This is a genomic window from Bradyrhizobium sp. BR 1432, from assembly GCF_051547705.1.
GTDB classification, from domain to species: domain Bacteria; phylum Pseudomonadota; class Alphaproteobacteria; order Rhizobiales; family Xanthobacteraceae; genus Bradyrhizobium; species Bradyrhizobium zhanjiangense.
Genome location: NZ_JBPUGF010000003.1, coordinates 6,902,575 through 6,922,775 on the forward strand (window position 1 = coordinate 6,902,575; position 20,201 = coordinate 6,922,775).

20 protein-coding genes and 2 pseudogenes are annotated in these 20,201 nt (G+C 61.2%); 8 read left to right on the forward strand and 14 right to left on the reverse strand.

Features of this window, described 5'->3' with window-relative positions:
- Positions 1 to 728 precede the first annotated feature (728 nt).
- On the forward strand, positions 729 to 1,265 hold the full coding sequence (locus ACSKB8_RS33555) for a DUF992 domain-containing protein (RefSeq protein ID WP_349525479.1): 537 nt from the start codon (positions 729 to 731) through the stop codon (positions 1,263 to 1,265).
- Between the two features lie 239 nt (positions 1,266 to 1,504).
- Positions 1,505 to 2,170 (forward strand): phasin family protein, encoded by a 666-nt coding sequence (locus ACSKB8_RS33560; protein WP_438108741.1) that lies wholly within the window; start codon positions 1,505 to 1,507, stop codon positions 2,168 to 2,170.
- 89 nt (positions 2,171 to 2,259) lie between these two features.
- On the opposite strand, the gene ACSKB8_RS33565 is transcribed toward ACSKB8_RS33560, so the two are convergent.
- Positions 2,260 to 2,490, reverse strand: coding sequence for a hypothetical protein (locus tag ACSKB8_RS33565; RefSeq protein ID WP_143035523.1), 231 nt, complete (start codon positions 2,488 to 2,490; stop codon positions 2,260 to 2,262).
- Between the two features lie 288 nt (positions 2,491 to 2,778).
- Positions 2,779 to 3,183, reverse strand: coding sequence for a VOC family protein (locus tag ACSKB8_RS33570; protein WP_438108742.1), 405 nt, complete (start codon positions 3,181 to 3,183; stop codon positions 2,779 to 2,781).
- 213 nt (positions 3,184 to 3,396) lie between these two features.
- On the opposite strand from ACSKB8_RS33570, the gene ACSKB8_RS33575 reads away from it, so the two are divergent.
- The gene (locus tag ACSKB8_RS33575) at positions 3,397 to 5,295 is read left to right on the forward strand and encodes an adenylate/guanylate cyclase domain-containing protein (RefSeq protein ID WP_438108744.1); all 1,899 of its coding nucleotides are present in this window, start codon (positions 3,397 to 3,399) and stop codon (positions 5,293 to 5,295) included.
- 116 nt (positions 5,296 to 5,411) lie between these two features.
- On the opposite strand, the gene ACSKB8_RS33580 is transcribed toward ACSKB8_RS33575, so the two are convergent.
- From ACSKB8_RS33580 to ACSKB8_RS33590, 3 genes are all read right to left on the reverse strand, one after another.
- Complete coding sequence (locus ACSKB8_RS33580) at positions 5,412 to 6,197, reverse strand: hypothetical protein (RefSeq protein ID WP_438108746.1); 786 nt, start codon at positions 6,195 to 6,197, stop codon at positions 5,412 to 5,414.
- 376 nt (positions 6,198 to 6,573) lie between these two features.
- Positions 6,574 to 8,313: a vanadium-dependent haloperoxidase gene (locus ACSKB8_RS33585; RefSeq protein ID WP_438108747.1), complete on the reverse strand. Its 1,740-nt coding sequence runs from the start codon at positions 8,311 to 8,313 to the stop codon at positions 6,574 to 6,576.
- 331 nt (positions 8,314 to 8,644) lie between these two features.
- Positions 8,645 to 9,181: a peroxiredoxin-like family protein gene (locus ACSKB8_RS33590; RefSeq protein WP_128934198.1), complete on the reverse strand. Its 537-nt coding sequence runs from the start codon at positions 9,179 to 9,181 to the stop codon at positions 8,645 to 8,647.
- A gap of 109 nt (positions 9,182 to 9,290) precedes the next feature.
- On the opposite strand from ACSKB8_RS33590, the gene ACSKB8_RS33595 reads away from it, so the two are divergent.
- On the forward strand, positions 9,291 to 10,145 hold the full coding sequence (locus tag ACSKB8_RS33595) for an AraC family transcriptional regulator (RefSeq protein WP_438108749.1): 855 nt from the start codon (positions 9,291 to 9,293) through the stop codon (positions 10,143 to 10,145).
- Positions 10,146 to 10,213: 68 nt separating this feature from the next.
- Here the strand turns inward: ACSKB8_RS33595 and ACSKB8_RS33600 are convergent.
- The 3 genes and pseudogenes from ACSKB8_RS33600 to ACSKB8_RS33610 form a co-directional block, all read right to left on the reverse strand.
- A pseudogene (locus ACSKB8_RS33600) lies at positions 10,214 to 10,405 on the reverse strand (GDCCVxC domain-containing (seleno)protein); the annotation flags it as partial.
- Positions 10,406 to 10,432: 27 nt separating this feature from the next.
- Positions 10,433 to 11,272 (reverse strand): nucleoside phosphorylase, encoded by an 840-nt coding sequence (locus ACSKB8_RS33605; protein WP_438108751.1) that lies wholly within the window; start codon positions 11,270 to 11,272, stop codon positions 10,433 to 10,435.
- A gap of 21 nt (positions 11,273 to 11,293) precedes the next feature.
- Entirely contained in the window at positions 11,294 to 11,962 is a 669-nt protein-coding gene (locus tag ACSKB8_RS33610; protein WP_370985352.1) for an ArsR/SmtB family transcription factor, read from the reverse strand.
- Positions 11,963 to 12,035: 73 nt separating this feature from the next.
- On the opposite strand from ACSKB8_RS33610, the gene ACSKB8_RS33615 reads away from it, so the two are divergent.
- From ACSKB8_RS33615 to ACSKB8_RS33625, 3 genes are read left to right on the forward strand one after another with little or no spacing between them, the layout of a single operon-like run.
- Positions 12,036 to 12,776 (forward strand): MBL fold metallo-hydrolase, encoded by a 741-nt coding sequence (locus tag ACSKB8_RS33615; protein WP_438108753.1) that lies wholly within the window; start codon positions 12,036 to 12,038, stop codon positions 12,774 to 12,776.
- 4 nt (positions 12,777 to 12,780) lie between these two features.
- Positions 12,781 to 14,040, forward strand: a complete 1,260-nt coding sequence (locus ACSKB8_RS33620) for an MFS transporter (RefSeq protein ID WP_438108755.1) — start codon at positions 12,781 to 12,783, stop codon at positions 14,038 to 14,040.
- Entirely contained in the window at positions 14,037 to 14,351 is a 315-nt protein-coding gene (locus ACSKB8_RS33625; RefSeq protein WP_370985355.1) for a GFA family protein, read from the forward strand. Before ACSKB8_RS33620 ends, ACSKB8_RS33625 begins: the two co-directional genes overlap by 4 nt.
- Positions 14,352 to 14,503: 152 nt before the next feature.
- Here the strand turns inward: ACSKB8_RS33625 and ACSKB8_RS33630 are convergent, their stop codons facing one another.
- Together ACSKB8_RS33630 and ACSKB8_RS33635 are read right to left on the reverse strand one after the other, a co-directional pair.
- Positions 14,504 to 15,208 (reverse strand): GrlR family regulatory protein, encoded by a 705-nt coding sequence (locus tag ACSKB8_RS33630; RefSeq protein ID WP_438108757.1) that lies wholly within the window; start codon positions 15,206 to 15,208, stop codon positions 14,504 to 14,506.
- Between the two features lie 256 nt (positions 15,209 to 15,464).
- Positions 15,465 to 15,614, reverse strand: a complete 150-nt coding sequence (locus ACSKB8_RS33635; RefSeq protein WP_007609497.1) for a hypothetical protein — start codon at positions 15,612 to 15,614, stop codon at positions 15,465 to 15,467.
- Positions 15,615 to 15,717: 103 nt separating this feature from the next.
- On the opposite strand from ACSKB8_RS33635, the gene ACSKB8_RS33640 reads away from it, so the two are divergent.
- Positions 15,718 to 16,176: a hypothetical protein gene (locus ACSKB8_RS33640; RefSeq protein ID WP_438108761.1), complete on the forward strand. Its 459-nt coding sequence runs from the start codon at positions 15,718 to 15,720 to the stop codon at positions 16,174 to 16,176.
- A 50-nt stretch (positions 16,177 to 16,226) separates the two neighbouring features.
- Here ACSKB8_RS33640 and ACSKB8_RS33645 read toward each other — a convergent pair whose 3' ends face one another.
- The 4 genes and pseudogenes from ACSKB8_RS33645 to ACSKB8_RS33660 form a co-directional block, all read right to left on the reverse strand.
- Complete coding sequence (locus tag ACSKB8_RS33645) at positions 16,227 to 17,048, reverse strand: tetratricopeptide repeat protein (protein ID WP_438108763.1); 822 nt, start codon at positions 17,046 to 17,048, stop codon at positions 16,227 to 16,229.
- A gap of 32 nt (positions 17,049 to 17,080) precedes the next feature.
- Positions 17,081 to 17,765, reverse strand: a pseudogene (locus ACSKB8_RS33650) (substrate-binding domain-containing protein).
- Between the two features lie 18 nt (positions 17,766 to 17,783).
- Positions 17,784 to 18,485 (reverse strand): GrlR family regulatory protein, encoded by a 702-nt coding sequence (locus tag ACSKB8_RS33655; protein ID WP_128947761.1) that lies wholly within the window; start codon positions 18,483 to 18,485, stop codon positions 17,784 to 17,786.
- Between the two features lie 195 nt (positions 18,486 to 18,680).
- Positions 18,681 to 19,715, reverse strand: a complete 1,035-nt coding sequence (locus ACSKB8_RS33660) for a glutamine synthetase beta-grasp domain-containing protein (protein WP_091892958.1) — start codon at positions 19,713 to 19,715, stop codon at positions 18,681 to 18,683.
- Between the last annotated feature and the right edge of the window lie 486 nt (positions 19,716 to 20,201).

Here is a 20,201-nt window from a genome sequence, read left to right on the forward strand (position 1 = left end):
CCTAGCGCGTCGATTGTGCCGAGATGCGCAATCGGTGCGCAACACGACCGAGCACCGAAGCATTCGAAACTAATGTGAAGCCAAAAGCGAAATTCATTTCACGCAGGCGCGCCGCCGGAACCTAATTAACTGCCAACAAACGACAAATTTAGTTATTTCCGATAATCATGATCACTCCAGCATAAAATACAAAAATATGTTGGGGAAAACATGGGAGGTTTGGAATGGAAGCTGCCCACCGCTTTCGCGCAATGGCGTCACTTTGCCGGCAGACTGCCGCGCTTCATCCTGACAGAAGCTGGAAACTGCTCGCAGAGGCTGAGTACTGGGAGCATCTGGCGACTGCAGCTTTAGCCCACTGACTTCGGCCTAGCGAATATTCACTTCCTTGGTCTTTTCGTCGACTTCTTGGTTCAAATCATATTCTGAGGCAGCGATGTCCAGTACTGGTCAGGTCTATACTTGCGCTGTCCTGCGCGAGCGTGTGCAAGCGATTGTGGCGGGGCTTCGAGAAGTGGAGACGCTTCGAAGCAGGCTCCGAAACGCAGAAGCGAGAACAATCGGCCGAAGACGGCGTGCCAAAGTGGGCCGCAGAGCAAGAGCCGTTTGAGGACGCTCGGTCACCTCAATATTGATCCGCATTGGGCTCACTCGCACGTCTTCGACGTGTGCCACCAACGGGAACATCGCGGGCTCAGCGCGCATTGAAGGACCATCGAATACGCTCGATGGAGGCCCTCATGATTGGGACAACGCTGAACGAAACAAGGCTGACCAATTTGGCGACAGCGTGCGCGGCCCTCGCCCTCGTGCTCGCCACGGTTCCGGCAACGGCGCAGGAGGCCGGACGACCGAGAGTCGGCACACTCACGTGCAATATATCGCCCGGAGTCGGCATGATCGTTGCTGGACAACGGCAGTTGAGCTGCATCTATGCATCGGCGAGAGGCAGGGCGCGCGAGGCTTACGAAGGCACCGTCAGCACGCTTGGTCTCGATATAGGAGCCACGTCCGGCGGTCAGCTCGTTTGGGCCGTTTATGCTCCGACCGCGGTTCGCCACGCCGCGTTGGCCGGAACCTATGCGGGCGCGACCGCCGGCGGCACAGTTGGTGCCGGAGTTGGCGCCAACCTCCTGGTGGGCGGCTCGGATCGCACGATCGCCTTGCAGCCGGTATCCGTCCAGGCGCAAACAGGTATGAACATCGCAGCAGGCATATCGAGAATGGAATTGCGGCCGGCCGCTGCGCCTGTGCGCCGCAGGTGACGGCCGTCGCCGGCGAATTGAAGTAGAAATGGCGCTTGTCGGTGAGTTCGGGTCCCGCCGTGGCCACCGGTGCCCTCAGGGAAGTTGCACCGCTCGTTCCTGCGCGCAATGGCGGAGGATCGATTAAAATTCGCTCGCCCCGGAACGGTCCAGAAATGCCCACGTTTGCTCGCGTAGGATCGCACCTGTGACGGAGGGCATAGGCTCCGACCTCACCAACAACAACGATGGAGCAACTAATGGCCAATCCACGCCAGGAGGAAAAGTCTACCCAAAGCCCTGAGGACACAATCCGCCGCGCCGCCGAGAGGACCGCGGAGCAGACCAGACGGATCGGCCTAGCTACTGCTGAGGCCGGCGAAGAGGTCGCCCAAGCCAGCAGCCATCTACTGCAACAAAATGCCGAGATGCTGCAAAACACGTGGCGTTTCGGCGTCGACATGGCCACCGCGATGATGGGCCGCTCGACTGATCAGCTTGGTCTCACGTTCGGTTTGACGGGCAATGAAGCGCAGCGGGCAACGGAACGCTCGGTCCGCAACGCCGAAGCCATCATGTACTCTACGACCGCAGTCGCCAAAGGAATGAACGGCATGTCGCGCGAGTACTTCGATTTCGTTCGACAGCAGATCGATCGGACCATGGATCGCATGAATGAACTCTGGCGCTGCCGAACTCCTCACGATTTGGCGGCCGTGCAGACTGATCTGATGCGCGACACGATCAGTAGCGCCTTGGATACCAGCCGCCGGATGGCGGACATGTCTCTGAAGGTGGCTGACGATGCCGGAAACCATATAACCCCAGAGTGTCGAACGCATGCGGCACGCAGCCTAGCGCGCTGGCATAATCATGGCGCACGTGCGCGGCTGAACCTCAGCCGCTCACCGCGCCGCCAAACCTGACGGCCTTGTTCTCTCGCAGGACTGAGGACCGAAACAATGAGGGCCCCAACGTACTGGACGCGTCGGGGCCCAACCGTTACTCACGGCGGTCAGTCGCAGATGCGGCGGCGAACCACAACATCCTCACCGAACCGGTTGATCCGGTGTTCGACGATGGTGCGGCAAGCGCCGTAGTAATCGTTACCGTAGTCACGGTAGTATCGGTCCGGTCCGACATAGACGCCGCCGGGACCGATGCCAAACTCAACAGCGTTGGCTGTTGTTACCGCTCCCGCAGCTAGAGCAGCCACTGCGGCGAGCGCGAGGATCGTTCGCTTCATTTGGCACTCCTCTCGCAAGTGACGGAGCATTGGGCCAACGATCGGGCCGGAGATTGGTTTCGTGACAATGAGCGGGGACCAATGCAGAAAATCGTCGTTCCACTATGAACAGCGCGTTCACGAAGGAACGCAGGATGAACGCAGAAGCAAATCTGGTCCGCCATGCCTCAACGAACGGACCTCCGTTAGACGAGGCGTTGCTTCGCTGATGGACCAAACCCGCGCGACCTTTGCGTTACGGCTGCAAGGGGGCGATGCCCGCCGACAACATGTGCGATCCAGCCCCAATCAGGACCGGACCGGCTGCCCGATTCCAAGAAGATTGCCTTCGCTGTCGCGGAACCACGCGCCTCGCTCACCGATACCCTTGCTGGCGTAATTCCCGGCTATTTCGGCGATCCCCTCAACGGTCTTCAGACCGGGCAGGTCATATTCCTCGAACTTGACTCCCCGCGCGCGAAGCTCGCGCACCGTTGCCTCGATATCATCAACTTCCCAGCCCATCTGCGTGTGCGTGCCGGATTGCACTCCGGCCGAGATGAATATTGCAAACTCGCCGCTTGCGCAGATGTAGCGCAGTCCACCTTCGCGTTGTTCGACAGGGTCGAGCCCGAGTTTTTCGGAATAGAACGCCCGCGCCCGATCTAGGTCCTTGGCTGGAAGACGGGTGGCCACCTTCGCGTCTGCTAGCATCCTTCTCTCCCTCTGAGTTTAAATAAGAGTTGGGCGCGTCGCATCCTCAGGCAAGCCAAAGTCCGCTCAGGGTCCGATCGGCGACATAGAGGCGCCCACTGAACAATCGGTCAGGGCAGCTAACGTTTTAGCGATGGCAAGCGCTCTGGGAACATCGCACGGTTGGCACTATCGCGCATCCGTCGTAACAATGAGCGGGTTGGAGAGCCGGCGATGGTGCAGGAGCGGCCAGCCCGGATCGCGCGCAGGCTGTCGGCGATATTGGCCGCCGACGTGGCCGGCTATTCGCGGCTCATGCACAACGACGAAGAGGCAACGCATGCCAAACTGACTGCGCTTTTGACGGACGCAGTCGCCCCGGCAGTTGCCGAACATGATGGCCGCATCGTCAAGAACACCGGCGATGGCTTCTTGGCGGAATTTCCGAGCGCGGTCGAAGCGGTTCGAGCTGCGGTACAATTTCAGACCCGCGTCAAGGAACTGACAATCGATGATCCAGAAGCCAAGCGCATAGTCTTCCGTGTGGGAATTAATATCGGCGATGTGATTGTCGAGCCGAACGACATCTTTGGCGATGGCGTGAATGTCGCGGCGCGGCTTGAAGGCATCGCGAAGGCCGGCGGCATCTGCATATCTTCCGCCGCCTACGATCAAGTCCGTGGCAAGGTCGGGGTCGAGTTCGCCGATCTGGGCGAGCAGAACCTCAAAAATATCGCTCTCCCAATCCGAGCCTATGCTTCGCAGCTCTCCGATACGCTGCCGGTCATTTCGGGCTTTCCGTTTGTCCCGTGGCCTGCGCATAGCCGGCGAGCTCGGATGGGCCTTACAATGGCGCTTCTCCTGCTCATGGCTGGCGGCGGTCTTGGTTACTGGTACATGCGATGGAATGAGCCACAATTGGTGAAGCATCGTCTATCGATTGTCGTGCTGCCATTCACGAATTTGAGCAACGAACCCGAGCAGGAGTACTTTGCGGAAGGTGTTGCTGACGATCTAAGCTCCGATCTCTCGCGGATCGAGGACAGCTTCGTGATCGCGCCGAGTACAGCCCGTGCCTATAAGAACGTTGACCCAAAGCGCGTTCGCCGCGAACTCGGCGTCCGTTATATCCTCGACGGTAGCTTGCGCCGAACGGAGTCGATTGTCCGGATCAACGCCCGGCTGATCGATACGCGAACCGGCGCACAGATCTGGTCGGAGAGCGTCGACGGTGAGTGGTCCAAATCGTTGCAGCTTCAGGATGTCATCACGGGTGGATTGGCGCGGCGGCTTGATCTCGAGCTGACTAACCACGAAAGCCGCGACGCGGAGGTTGCGCGGCCCAACAATCCCGACGCGGTCGATCTTACAATGCAGGGCCTGGCCGTGCTCGATCGTCCCTATTCGCGCGAACAGGTAGCCGAGTCGGGTGCCCTCTTCGAGCGCGCACTGCAGATCGACCCCGGCTACCCTAAGGCCCTCGTGGGGTTGGCAGATACTTTGGCAATACAAGTCAATTATCGTTGGACCGATGCACCCGCCGATAAGTTGCGGCGCGCTGAGAAAACGGTGGATCAGGTTCTGTCCCAGTTTCCCAGCGACGCAATGGCGCATTTTGTAAAGGGCGAGATCCAACGCGCCAAGGGCCGGAATCTCGGCGCTGCTGTCAGCGAGTATATGGCGGCAATCGGGATAAATCCTAGTCTCGCCCCGGCTCATGGCGCGCTGGGCGCTGCCAAGATACGTGTTGGCCGATCTGCGGAGGCATTTGCCCCACTCCAAATGGCCATCCAGCTCAGCCCCCGCGATCCGCTCCTAAGCACGTGGTACTTCTATGCCTGTCATGCGCACAGCCATCTCGCTCAATATGATGAAGCGATAGACTGGTGCAGCCGCTCCATTACAGTAAATCCCTTTTGGATTGCCTATGCAGATCTCGCCGCCGCCAACGCATGGACGGGACATGAGCCTGAAGCTCTTGCCGCCGTCGGCGAGCTTCGTCGGCTCATGCCCAACTATACCGTTGCCCTTTGGTTGCAGGATGGGTCTGAGTGGTCCGATAACGTCGTTTTCCTTGCCGAATTTCAGCGCATCGCTGAGGGTCTGCGTAAGGCGGGCCTTCCTGAACGGTGAACGAACCAAGGACCGAGCCGATCCTCACGCTCGCGGCGTGCCGGATAAGAGCTCGCCGGACCTCGCTCAGGCATATTAGAAGTGGCCTGGAAGTCTGATCCGGGTCCAGAACCGGACTACCAATTACCCTGAAGTCCAGAATGCCGTTCCGTCCACGGGGGCGGAAGTGCGGCTGCCTTCTCAAGTTCGTTGTTGGGTGCAGGTTCGTTGGACCGCGCGAAAACAAAACGGGACGTGGCGGCACTTTCTGCTTCGTCTCTTCCGTCTTGGCCGATCAGGATCAATCCAGCTCCGCCATTCGCCACGTTCAGTATAGTCGGTTCGCCGCCCCACGTCTTGATTGGCTTCATTCCGATGGTGAGAAATTCGCCCATAGGCTGGTCCAGATACTGAATCCGCAATTGCGGACCGACCTCCGCGTCGGCGAGCTTAAGGCCGATCTGCATGGCGCGCGCGTAAATAGCAGCCAAAGTCACGGTATCCGTCTTGAACCCAAGCTCGGCTACTCGCACAACGACAAGCTTCACTTCGGTTGCCTTAGAAGCAACGGCGAAGGTCGGTCGAGCGAGGATTTCGGCAGCCGTGCCACCGACACCGCACCTCATGGTGTCCAGCACGTTACGCAGCGCAACAGAGTTGGCAAAGGTGCCGACCCTAACTGTCTTCCACGTCGGAACATCGCGCGCCGACTTGAACTGTTGGAGCGCATAGGATGGACGCGGCCTGTGCGCCTTCATCTCATTTTGCAGGACATCGCGAGCTGCACATTGAGCCCACGCATCCTCTGCCAATGAAACGATGCAAGCGGCGCACACTATCGAAGCGAGCAAGTGCCGGCGGTTGCGCTCTGCAGAACGCTGATTGACCGCGCCACAATCGGCTCGACTTTCCAGAATGGACATGTCGAAAATCGATTTGTTGGTACGCTTGACCTAAAATGCCCGCCTCCGAGTCAAGGGGAAGGTCGGAGGGTAACGTGTCTAGAAACATTGCCCGGCCGACTATGAAATGGGTCCGGAGGCGGGGCACCAGCTGAAGTATTCCAATTACAAATGGCAGGCGGCAGTCCGTAAGCCTGATCGCGCCCGCACCATCATACCAACGAGGAATGATGTAGTTGAACGATAGCACCGTCATTCCCTTGGTTCAATTCTGAATCAAGGGCACGCTGGCTAAGGCGAGCAACTTAGGGAGTAATGGATAGGGGCCAGCCCGCTGCGGCAGATGCTACTGCCGCAGCGATCGAGAGCAACATTCAATTAGGCCGGACTCTCGCGACTAAACTATTGCCGAAAGCTTTGCCGCCTCGAGAGCAGGATCAAGGTCGTCGTCACCATCGAGGACAAGGGCTCCGTCGTAGGTGACCCTGTCCTGCTCTATCTCAACGACCTTTTTGCCGAAGCTCAGGTAGCTGAACTTCCAGGGACGCTCATGGTAGTCCCGCCGGAGGTGATACAGGACGCTCGTCGCGATCCGCTGCCCTAGAAGCATGGACGCGCTGTAGTCGGTACGCCAGTGAACGCCCGCCATGTTGCGTCCGATTGCAATGTTGGACGCGACCTTGTCGAGTTCGCCTGCAATCGTTAGCTGGTCAGCATCTGGCACTCCGACAGTTGTCAGGTCTGTTCCTTGGGACGTCGGGATAACCGGCGTAATCCCAACATCCTTGAGCTTCTGTGTTCCTGCAAAATAGGCCTTCAGCGCGGTGACGCATGCGCCGGCGACAGTGGCATGGCCCGCACCGTAGGAGCCGTGCGCCGGTGAGCCGTCGGCGAAACACATCGGCAGCAAGTAGCTGTCGCTGTTGGCGCCGTGGGCGGCGTTCGCTTGCCTGATTCTTGCAACCGCGCCGCCCGAGGCGTTGGACGCCTGCAACACCGCAAGCCCGCTTGAGAGCGCCAATTGCGCCTCGGCGGCCTTCAAACCCGTGGGGTGCAGCGCACGATGGACCAAACCGCCATAGGCTTCCGGGCGCAGGCGCAGGTTTCCGATAAATTTCTGGTACCACACCGCCTTCAACGCACATGTCGCCACCTCGCAGACCAGCGAAAGTATGAACGGCGAGCCAAAGGTGCCGAAGCCCTCCTCATGCGGAAAGACCGGCGCATCCCGGTTGTAGGGATTTCCCGCATCCAGCTTAACGCCAGGGCTACCGAGCAAGATCAGGGCAGCGTTCAGGTAGGCTTCATACAGTGCGTCAAGATGGACGTATCGCGCGATGTCGCCCGCGTTCTGAATGTACCGCGGGGTGGCCGGGAGTTCGATCGATGACGGAAAGGCTTTTCCTCTCTGCACGTCGAGCCAATCGGCCCATGCGATCATGTGAGGGACGCCTCCAGACTGATAGTCGGTGTTTACAACCCGCCCTTCAGTTTGCTTGATCCGCAAAGACCCGTACGGCACGTCAAGCCAGAGAAATTGTGAAACGAGCGGCCCAAGGTGCTCCTGGTTCGTTTGTCCCGCTGGCGTCCATTCGCCGCCTCGAAAAAGCGTTGCCGGCGTGACGGGCCGGGCAGTGTAGTTGGGATGATTACTCGAGTCGGGATGGGCATATAGCTTGAGAGCGCTCAGTTCGCTGGCTGCGGCTTGTGCCAGGGCGTTGCTCGGATAATCCAGAAAATTGACGTCACGGAGCAATGCCATCCAGTAAAGCTCGATCATCTCCGCGGCTGCAGTCTCATGCTTCCCGTCCTGCTCCGGTGGTTTCGGAATGCGGAAATGCCAACCAGCCGAGGTGAGTCGATCGGCGGCCAGACCTGCTTGCGGATTTACGAGCGGACGGAGGCCGGCTGACTCGATGTTCTGAAAATCCGCCGGGCGATGTTCATTCAGAGCTGCTAAAAATGATTTGAATGAGCTCGGGATCACTCGCCCGTCGTCGTCGTGCTTTAGCGACTTGTGAAAGTGCAACTCCGCTGCCTGGACAAGATCATTGGGTGGAGTGTGGACCAGCTTATGTACAGCGGTATTAGCTGGAGCAGGTGATGGTGGATGTGGCTTTGGATAAGAAATTGCCATTTGAATTTCTCCTATAGCCATCCCGCCACAATTGACGAGACCGGGCATCGGTGCCCTTTCGGAGTCGTATCGTGAATACTACACAACCTTTGTGGGATGCCTCACAGGAGCGCTTTTTTCAATTGGGTCGAATACGGCAGCCGGACTCACCAAGTTCAGCTGAGCACTCAGAAAAGAGTAACGGCTAGGCAAAATGGCCGCAGATTGTTCTGCGGCCTAGATTGTCGCGCGCCGCCTCAGTTCTCAGCGATCACCGGCAGCGAGCCTGGAATCTTTCGGAAAGCGGTAGCGCTAACGTTTGAGCCTGCGGGATCGAGACGGGTTCAATGTCTTAAATCGCGCCGTTATATTCTCCTCTGGCTGGATAGTCGTTCTTGATGACGAAATCCAACGCCTGGACCATTTCAGAGAAGTTGGGCCTGACGAACGGCATGGATTGGACGGAGAGATAGTAGATCGTTTGATCCGGTCTGATCAGAAACACGCCGGGTTCAGAAAACAAAGAAGGTTCTTCGATTCCGATCGAGGTCTTTCCCCGAGATGTCGAAATATACAGACCCCAATTGCGAGCATCGCTCAGTCCTAGACCATATCCGACACGCAAATTCTTGGCTTGGATCTTGTCCGCCATCTGGCGAGCTCGCTCCTCCCCATCTGAACTAATAGCGACGGTGGTGACGCCGCGGATGGCAAATTCCGGCGTCAGGCGTTCTAATTCCTTCAGGTAGTTGGCACAGATCGGGCAATGCAAGCCGCGATAGAAGCAGACGAGCGACATGCGCTCTGGGCTCTCGGTTGCCAGGTCGAAGGGACCATGGTCGAGCGTGTTTACGACAAGGGGCGGCGCTTTCTGGCGAGGTATAAGCATTTGGATTCCTTTCACGGACCAAGGGGCAGCACAGGACCGGTTGCTCCCAGATCCAGCTCATGCCACACTGGAGAGCATGAATGGTCCCCGAAACATGATTGAGAGTCCTGTGACGGCCAAGCGCGACAGGCTTTCCGCCTTCTTCGATGCCTTCCAAATGTCGGTTACGGTCGCTGCGAAAGATGCCCGAGACGCGGTCGCAAACCTTGTTGTTGTTGGAGAGGGTGGCTGCGCAAGGAGCGTCGTCTTCTGCCCCCACCGTGATGCGATGCCCGATCGGGGCGGCGATATCCTGGCTGCGGCGACCATCGAGTTCGGGGGCATCACAAACCCGCTCATGAATGCAATGCCCGAGCGGATCGTGATCCCCCTCGGCGAGTCCCCTACCCTACAAGCTCTGACTGCAGCCTTTGTAACCGAGGCCTCGGACATGCGATGCGGCAGGCAAGTCGCTCTCGACCGCTTGTGCGAGGTGATCATCTTGCTTGTGCTTCGGAGAGCAATCGATATCGGCTCAACGCGACCAGGACTTCTTGCCGGCCTATCCCATCCAGCGATCCATAAGGCTCTGGTCGCTATGCACGATCAACCCTCTCGCCCGTGGCACACCGAGGAGCTTGCGAGTATCAGCGGACTCTCGCGGAGCCGCTTCATGACTCTGTTTCCCAAAGTGACCGGCACTACACCGGCTGCCTATCTTAAGGCGTGGCGGCTGACACTTGGCCAGCGTGAGCTCCAGCGCGGCGAGCGCGTCAAGTCGGTCGCGAGGCGCGTGGGTTTTGGCAGCGCAGCGGCGTTCTCGCGCGCATACGCATTGGCATTCGGCCATTCACCGATCTCTTTGCGTAAGCCAGGTCCTGCGTCGCGGGATGTCGCTGGCTGCCAATTAGCTGCTACCGCCGACAGATCGTCAAGCGTCAGGCGAAAAGGTCCGTCAAGCGGTCGTCTATGCGTGAAGGCGTAATCTCGAGAATCTCGGCAGTAACAACTTCCGCCGCGACAAATGAATCGAGAGCGACGCGCCCCTCGTGTCTACGAACAGCGCACCCCGCTCGTTTGAATCGGGGGGCATGGAACGGTCCCGTAGGAACAGAAGACGCAGCAGTCGCCCGACTTGGGCTTTAGCCGTAGGCCGCACCTCCTGCAGTTGTAAAAGAACTGGCAGGCATCCGTCGGCATGGTCTCGATCTCTTGATGGCCACACGCCGGACACGTGAGGGTCGAACTCTAGCTGCATTTGTTGCCTGCGGTTCAAGCGTCGTCCGAGATCCTCGCGTCATTCTGCCAGCCGCGCGCCGCAGCGGCAATGACGGCAAGCGTGGCCTTGGTGCCGTCGGCCTCGCCCTTCTCGAAGTCGCCCTCGGTCTGCGCCATCGAGTTCGTGACGTGGGCGAAGCAGACGATCGAGTTGCCGCTCGTCGTGCCGAAAGCGTAGAGCGCCGCAGCTTCCATCTCCACGGCGAGCGTCCCCAGCTCGCGCGCTCGCGAGATCGCCGCTTCGGTCTCGCGATAGGGGGCATCCGTTGTCCAGGTCGAACCGCGATGCAGTTTCTCCGGCAGCGATCGGCCCGCCCGCTCGACGCGATCCAGAAGCGACATGTCGGGTGCTGCCGCGAAAGTCGAGCCAGGCAGGTAGTGATAACTCGTCCCCTCGTCGCGCAGCGCGCGGTCGATCAGGACGAAATACGGAGTAGGTCCGATGGGATTGATCTGGCCCGCCGAGGTGACGCTGACGAGCAGCCGGCAGCTCGACGCGAAGAGCTGCTCGGCGACCAGGACGGCGAAGGGTGCCCCGACCGCGCAGCCGACGATCCCGACCTCGCCGATGTCGTCGAGATCGAAGGCAAGAAGCTCGGTGTGGTAGCAGGCCCAACCTTCATGGATGCGGCCGGCGCCGGTCCGCTTGAGGTGACGGACGACGTCACCATCCGGATCGAGCACGCAGATTTCGGGCACAGCTACGAGCGGCAACTGCCTCTGCCGGCGCGCCTCCCTCAACAGGGATTCAGGCCGGAATACCGAGGGCGCCTTGTGATCCTTTACGCCAACGATCGGCCACGCGCGTTCCGCGCGATGAGGCTTATCATCCATGATGCACCTGATCGACCTGTTTCAAGCAACGGATTCGACCGGCAGGCCGGCGGCCTTCCACTCCGGGTAACCGTCCTCAAGGCGGCGAATGCGATAGCCGCGCGCCCGCAGCGCCGCCACGGCTTCGAACGAAAGAACGCAATAGGGCCCGCGACAATACGCAATCACTTCACGGCCTTGCGGCAACTCGCCCAAACGTCTTTCCAGTTCGGCCAGAGGAATGTTGAGCGCCCCCGGCAGATGGCCCAGTGCGAACTCATCCTCGGGCCGCACATCGAGCAACGTAACCAGATCGTCCCGCAATCGCGCGACCAGGTCGTCACGCGAGACGGGCTCTAGCGCATCACGGGCCTGGAAGTAATCGGTCACAACACGACCGATCTCGGCGACATTCCGTTCACCGACCCGACCCAGCGCCTTGACCAGCGTCACTACTTCGGCGTCGCCGGCGAGGCGATAGAGAATGTGCTTGCCACGACGCTCCGTTTCGACGAGGCGCGCGCGCCTCAAAATCTGCAGGTGCCGCGACGTGTTGGCGAATGTCAGATGTGCCCGAGCCGACAGCTCCTCGACGGTGCGTATCCCCTGCGCAAGGTGCTCCAGCAGCTCAAGCCGGTGAGCATGGCCGAGCGCCTGCGCCACCTCGGCAAGGTTTTCATAGATCTCCTGTTTCGGTCCTGAGCTTGACACGGCGGTCCTTCAATATACCATTCAGCAGATTGATTGAATGTATCTAGCGTTTCTCTCGAGGGAGTGCAAGTCCATGATTCTCCGCCAGTTCTTGCATAGCGATCCAGTCGGTATCTCCTACCTTTTCGGCTGCGGCGGCAAAGCTGCCGGCGCGGTCGTTGATCCGGTCGGCGATATTCAGCCCTACCTGCAGGCGGCCGACAATACCGGCATGCGGATCCATTTCGTCATAGACACTCATGTCCATGCCGATCACCTGTCAGCGGGACGGGTGCTCGCCGCCGCAGCGGGAGCTGAGTACGTGCTCTCGACGGAGGCTGGTGTATCATTTCCCTACAAGGGTGTGCACGACGGCGACGTTCTTCCCCTCGGCAATGTGTCGGCGACGGTGATGCACACGCCGGGTCACACGCCCGAGCACATCTGCATCCTTGTTACGGACCAAACACGCGCCAACGAACCCTGGTTCGTCTTCACCGGTCACACGCTCATGGTCGGCGATCTCGGCCGCACCGAACTTGCCGTGAGCGCAGAGGAAGGCGCCAGGCAACTGTTCCGAAGCGTGAGCAGACTGAAGGAGCTTCCTGACTACGTCGAGGTGCTGCCGGGCGCCTATGCCGGCTCGGTTTGCGGTCGGCGCCTGAGCGGCAAACCATCCTCCGCGATCGGCTTCGAGAAGCGGCACAATCAGGCGTTCAAAATCGAGGATGAAGCCGAGTTTGTTCGGTTCATGGTCACCGAGATTCCGCCGGCGCCGCCAGAGGCCGCGCGGATCAGGGCAGCAAACTCAGGCATGGCGGCGGCCGCGGCCTGATCTAATGACCGAAGCTGTAACTGGTCCACAGATTGCCTCGTCTGTCCAACTGGGGCTGAAAGAGAACTGGCCGCAGTTCGCCTTGCTCGTCCTGATCAACGCCTTCGTCGGCGGGATGGTCGGGATCGAGCGGACAGTCGTGCCGTTGATCGGCTCCGAGGAATTCAGGATCAGTTCGACGACGTTCGTCGTTTCCTTCATCGTCAGCTTCGGCGTCGTGAAGGCTTGCGCCAATCTGATCTCCGGCCAGCTCGCCGACGCCTGGGGACGCAAAAATGTTCTGATCCTCGGCTGGCTCGTCGGCCTGCCGGTGCCGCTCATGATCATGTGGGCGCCGAGCTGGGGATGGGTCATCGCAGCAAACGCCCTTCTCGGCATCAACCAGGGTCTTGCCTGGTCGATGACGGTAATCATGAAAATCGATCTCGTCGGACCGAAGTCGCGGGGACTCGCCGTTGGCCTGAACGAGTTCGCCGGTTATCTTGCGGTCGGCGTGACGGCCTTCCTCACCGGATATCTCGCCTCGAAATACGGACTGCGGCCGGCACCAATCTACCTCGGCGTTGCCTATGCGGTTCTAGGCACAGTGCTCTCGATCCTGCTGGTGCGCGACACACGCGAGCACGTTCGGCTGGAGACCGCAGCGCATGCGCGTCAAGCGTCCCCGATCAGCTTCAGGGAGATATTCGTCCTCACGTCGTTCGGAGATCGCAATCTATTCGCCGCGTCGCAGGCTGGGCTCGTCAACAATCTGAATGATGGAATGAGCTGGGGCATCTTTCCGCTGTTCTTCGCCTCGTTCGGCCTCCCCGTCGACCGGATCGGCATACTGAAGGCCGTCTATCCGGCCACCTGGGGCATCCTGCAGATCGCCACGGGCCCTCTTTCTGATCGGTGGGGCCGCAAGGGCTTGATCGTGGCCGGCATGTGGGTCCAGGCCGCGGGTCTATTCTTGAGCGCTGCAACAAGCCATTTCGAATGGTGGCTGGTCGGCAGCCTGCTTCTCGGACTTGGTACGGCCATGGTGTACCCGAGCCTGATCGCTGCGGTGTCCGACGCTTCGCATCCAAGCTGGCGCGCACGCTCACTCAGCGTCTACCGCTTCTGGCGCGATCTCGGTTACGCGATCGGGGCGCTATCGGCCGGCATCATCGCCGACCTGTTCGGCATGGCCTGGGCGATCGGAGCGATCGGCGCGCTCACTTTCCTCTCGGGGGCGATAGTATTCGTCGCTATGGAGGTCAGGCCCGGAGCACGAACGTGAGCGAAACCTTTTCAGGACGTTGCCTTTGTGGGGCGGTGCGTTTCGAGGCGCGAGGCCGGCCGAAGGGAATCTTCTGGTGTCACTGCGATAGCTGCCGCCGCCATTCCGGCGCGCCCGTCAGCGTGTTCGTCGGGTTCGAGAACGACTCTGTCACGGTGACCGAAGGCGCCATCACGACGTTCAAATCATCGCCGGGAACGACGCGCGGTTTCTGTGCCCGCTGCGGCTCGACGCTGACCTGCGCTACCGTGCACTTTCCGACGGAGACGCACTATCACGTCGGTGCCTTCGACCGGGCGGCGGAGCTCTAGCCGAGGAAGCATCTTTTCGCCAACGAGCAATTGCCCTGGCTGAAGCTTAGCCACAACGAGCAAGGTAAATGACTGCGACGGTGCGGCCGATCTATCTGGATTTCAACGCGAGCACACCGGTTGATCCAGCCGTGGCGCTGTGAGTAGATGCCCTACGCCCGCCGCATCAGCTTGAGCGAAGCGGCAAGGCGCAAGCTGCGCTTGCCGGCGAGTGCGATGCCTTCGAGCTCGCCGCTATCAGCCGTGCAGGTGCCTGAGAAGCCAATCCCGACCTCGAGGCCGCCAAAGACGGGATTTTCGCCTTTCGCCGGCGTGTGCTCCTGGTTCAGCATCTCGCCCTTCCAGCGGCCGTCCGCGGAGGAATAGGAGCCGAGATAGTAGAAGAACGCATCGCCGCCGAGGATGCGGCCGTCGATCAGCAGCATCACGCCGGAGAGTCCGGCATCCACGCCATCGAGCGCGCGCAGGCTCATCCCATAGAGCCCGTTGGCGATCCCGCCCGAACCGACTGCTCCGCTCGGCGGCAGCGCCTCGTCGTCGAGCGGGGTGAGATTGGCCCAGAAATTGGCGCCCGGCATCGTGTCCGCGCTGCCCTGAAGGCGGATCTGGTTGCCGTACAGGCGGCCGCGCGCCCCGATCGAGGCGACGTCGGCGCCCATCAGCGGCTTGTAATTGGGATCCTGGTTGTGCCGCTCGGTGATGACCTCGGCGATGATCTCGCCGTCGCGCTCGACATAGGTGCCAAGATGCGCAAAGCCCGAATTGCCGCCCAGCATCTTGCCGTCATGCAGGCACATGATGCTGCGGCCGAACGCATCGTTGACGCCGTATTCAACCTTGTACAGTCCGTCCAGCAACGTCTTGAACCCGCAAAATCGAAAAAAACTGTGGCTACCTAGCATCGTCGCCGCATTGAAGCCACCCGGCTTTTCGCGCAGGGCCGCTCGCTAGACGTTCGCCGTCATGATGCCATCATGCCCCTGTTTTGCCCGACGGGTCAACCGAATTTCGATTAATCCGCAATGTGTGCGATTTCAATCCCTTGGCTACTGTGCATGGGGTTGTTTTCGCATGTTTTGTTTTGCCGGGCTCCTGCACGGCATTCGCCGTCCATCAGTGCCGCTTGAAGTACTGCACCTCGCGCTCGTGCTTCTCGGCCGCCGCGCGGCTCTTGAAGGTGCCGAGATTGCGGCGCTTGCCGGTCTTCGGATTCACCTTGCGTGAATAGAGGCGGTATTCGCCCGATGCCAGTTTGCGGATCATGATCGCGCCTCCCGCTTGTTGGGGGTTTAACGACCGGTGCCGAAGCTGGTTCCTGCCTGCCCCCCTTTCGAACCCGCCGGCGCAAGCTTGCGACCAAAGGGGCATGAACCAGACAGAGCCATCGCCCGAAGAGCAGATCGCCGAATTCGTCGCCAGCGCGGCGAAGCAGCCGCTGCTCGATGCCGCCTTCGAACTCTGGCGCTGGCGCTTCCGATTGAATTCGATCGAGGGTCGTCCCACCGCCGAGGAGGTCCGCATCAATCGCACCCTCACGCCGCAGCAGATGGCCGAGCAATACCGCTACGAGCGCGACCATGCCCATGAAGGGCCGATGTTCGGATACCTAAAGCGCGCCCATCCGCATGCCGACGACGATGCGATCCGGCAGGCCATCATCACCGCGGTCAAGTTCGAGGGCGCGGCCGAGGCCTATTTCAAATGGGATGGCAATTTCTGGGCCTGCGTCGTGCGCGCCGTGGCGCAGGCCGCCGCCGAGTATCCCGATTTTCTCGAGACGACCTATCGCGACGCCCGCAACAATCTCGCCTACTACATGAAATGAGTTGAGACGGTGCAGCGTGAGCCCTCACTTCTCCTGAAGGGAGAGGTGAGCTAGAAGCACAGCGTGGTGACGAGCTTGCCCTGCTTGTCCTTGATGGCATAGGGGCAGCGAATGCGCTCCAGCGCCTTCTTGGCGTCATCGTCGCCGAGCGCGGCCGCGCGCTCGTAATAGGCCTTGGCGGCGTCCTTGTCCTTCGGCCCGCCGCGACCTTCCTGGGCGAAAGCGCCCATCCGCTCCAGCGCGCCGGGATGGTTCTGCGCGGCCGCCTTCTCGAACAATGCGCGCGCCGCGGCGTCGTCCCTCTCCCCGCCATTGCCGCTCGCAAGCATCAGGCCGAGCTGGTACTGCGCCTCCGCGTTGGTCTCGGCGGCCTTGCCGAGCAGCGCGCGCGCCTGCGCGGGATCGGCCGGCGCAGCGCCACCCGCGCCGCCGAGCGCGGCGAGATTGCTGACGCCGCGGGGATTGCCTGATTGCGCCGCCTTCTCGAACAGCTTGCGCGCTTGTGCTTCGTCCTTCGCAACGCCGGAGCCGGTGCCGTAGGCGACGCCGAGCTCGACCATCGCAGAGCTCGATCCCTTGTCGGCAGCCTTGCGCCAGGCGGCGATCGCCTCGCTCGTCTGCCGGTTGGCCGCATAGGCGCGGCCGAGCGCGAACATCGCCCTGCGCGCGGAGGATGCGGCCTGCTTGCAGAACTTGATGGCGGTCGCGACGTCGGAGGAAGCGATCTCCGTCACGCCCTTCACATCGGCCGGCTTGTCGGGATCACTGGGATCGGCCGCCACCCGGTCGCACAGGACGAGATCGGCCGATTGCGCCTGCGCCGCCAGGGGCGCGGCAAGCGCCAAGAGAGCTGCGAGGAGATAAGCGCGCATGGCCACTACGTTGCGTCCCCGCCCCGGCAAATTCAAGGCTCGAGTCCCGATTGGCGCAGCACGGGCACGACCTCCGGCGAGGCCAGGTAACGCAGCAGCCTGTCGGCGGCCTCGGCATGTGTCGCATTCGCCATGCGGCCGGCGGAGAACACGGCCGGCATCTGCAAATCATGCGGGATCGGGCCGACGACCTCGATGCCATCGACCTGCTTCAGCTCGCTGATCTGCTGTACGGCGAGATCGGCCTCGCCGTTGACGAGCCGCTCCGCCGTAAAGCCCTGCTGCACGATGGTGGCCTTGGCGTTGATCTCGGCCGCGATGCCCATTCGCTGGATCAACTGGGCAAAGTCAGATTCCGCTGGCGCCGAGCCGCGAATAGGCGACGGACCGCGCCGCAAGCAGCGTTGCGCGCAACGCGGCTTCGTCGGCGATGTCGGGATGCGCCTGCCCTGCCCGCACCGCAATGCCGACATAGGAGCGCGCGAGGTCAGCCGCGCTGTCAGGGACCACGCGGCCCTCACTGATCACCGCGTCGAGCCCCTCGCGGGTGAGGATGACAAGATCGGCGGCCTCGCCGTCGCGGAGCCGTTTTAGCAGCGCCTGGGTCGGCGCGAAGTCGGCGTCGATGCGCACGCCCGTCGCAGCTTCATACGCAGACGACAGGCTGCGCATCGCACCCATCAGGCCGAGCGTCGAGAGCATGCGAATGTTGTCCATATGCAATTCCTGTCACGATCAGGCGCGGTGCATCAGCTTGAGCGCAGCGGTCAGGCGCAGGCTGCGCTTGCCGGCGAGCGCCGTTGCCTCCAGTACCGCCTCTTCCGCGTCATAGCGGCCGGAGAAACCGATGCCGACCTCGTGGCCGCCGAAGATCGGATCGTCCTTGGCCGGCGTGTGCTCCTGATTGAGAATCTGGCCTTTCCAGCGACCCTTCGCGGCGGTGTAGCTGCCGAGATAGTAGAAGGCCGCATCGCCGCCGAGGATGCGACCCTGGTTGAGCAGCATCACGCCGGTGAGGCCGCCATCGAGGCCGTCGAGCATCCGCAGATGAATCGAATAGAGGCCATCGGCAATCCCGGCCTCACCAACGCCGCCGACGATCGGCACCTCGTCTTCGGTGATCGGCGTCATCAGCGACTGGAAGGGTACGCCCGGCAGCTCTTTCAGCTCGCCCTTGAAGCGATAGAGATCGCCGTCGGCCCAGCCCTTCGCGATCAAGGTGGCATCGTCGGTGCCGGCCATGGCGCGGTAGTTCGGATCGGGGTTATGGCGGACGGTCTTGATCACGACGTCGACGCCGCTGTCGGTCTTGTCGTAGGTGCCGATATGGGCGAAGGCCGAATTGCCGCCGAGCATCTTGCCATTGCCGGCATGCATCACGCTCCGGCCGACGGCGTCGCCGAGCTGAAATCTCACCTTGTAGAAGCCTTCAAACACCCGCCGTGTCCCCGGCCCTGCGCGCATCCGGGGGCACTCTCCCGCATTCGAACGCAATCGACAAGCTTCGCGCGGGAAGAGGCCGGCGGGTCACAGGAACAGCTGCCATCAGAATGCAAAATCCGCCGGAGCCTTGCAGCTCCGGCGGATTTGAGACCAACCCGGGTCAGCCCCCAGGCCCGGGCCGGGAGGATCTTAGGCCGCGGCCTTCTTGTCGGTCGGCACGGACGCGATCGTCTTCAGGATCTGCGAGGCGATCTGGTAGGGGTCGCCTTGCGAGTTCGGACGGCGGTCTTCCAGATAGCCCTTGTAGCCGTTGTTGACGAAGGAGTGCGGAACGCGGATCGAGGCGCCGCGGTCGGCCACGCCGTAGCTGAACTTGTTCCAGGGCGCGGTCTCGTGCTTGCCGGTCAGACGCTTGTCATTGTCCGGGCCGTAGACGGCGATGTGGTCCATCAGGTTCTTCTCGAAGGCCGCCATCAGCGCCTCGAAATACTCCTTGCCGCCGACTTCGCGCATATAGGCGGTCGAGAAGTTGGCATGCATGCCCGAGCCGTTCCAGTCGGTGTCGCCGAGCGGCTTGCAGTGGAACTCGATGTCGATGCCGTACTTCTCGGTGAGGCGCAGCATCAGGTAGCGGGCCATCCACATCTGGTCGGCAGCGGTCTTGGAGCCCTTGCCGAAGATCTGGAATTCCCACTGGCCCTTCGCGACTTCCGCGTTGATGCCTTCATGGTTGATGCCGGCAGCGAGGCAGAGGTCGAGATGCTCTTCGACGATCTTGCGGGCGACGTCGCCGACGTTCGAGTAGCCGACGCCGGTGTAGTACGGACCCTGCGGGGCCGGATAGCCGGCAGTCGGGAAGCCGAGCGGGCGGCCGTCCTTGTAGAAGAAGTATTCCTGCTCGAAGCCGAACCATGCGCCGGCGTCGTCGAGGATGGTGGCGCGCTTGTTTGACGGATGCGGGGTCTTGCCATCGGGCATCATGACTTCGCACATCACGAGCACGCCATTGGTGCGCGCGGCGTCCGGGAAGACGGCGACCGGCTTCAGCACGCAATCAGAGCTATGACCTTCGGCCTGCTGGGTGGAGGAGCCATCGAAGCCCCAGAGCGGAAGCTGCTCGAGCGTCGGGAACGACGCGAATTCCTTGATCTGAGTTTTGCCGCGCAAATTCGGAGTTGGCGTATATCCGTCGAGCCAAATGTACTCGAGCTTATACTTGGTCATTGAGCCTCTCTGTAGATGATGCGAAAGGTTGGGGGCCCTGGGGTCCCCGCACGTTTGTACCCGGCCACCATCGGCCGGCCCTTTACAAGCATTTAACGTGCCAAAAGGCCGCACTGCGGGAGGTTTTCCACTGCGGCAGGCGGCTCCTCGGCGCTGACAAACCGCCCCCGGCGTCGTGCGTCATAGCCGCGCACCTTCGCGTGAAGCTGCACCGCAAAAACTCCGCGGAAACCGCCCGATTCTGAAGCAGGCGGCGCGGTGCTGGAGGATGCCGATGAAACGCGCGTCAACGTCCGGCAACTTTCGTAAAGCCCCACAGCCCTGCCCAGCAACCTTTGGAATAGCCCAGGCGTTGGTCACCGACACGGTGCCTTGGGAGATGCAGCAGGCGACCTGCCTATAAATTGGGCGGCAACTGATTTCCTTTTCAGCACTTTCCAATTCGGGGCGCGCGGCCGATATGGGGATTTCAGTAACCACAATCGA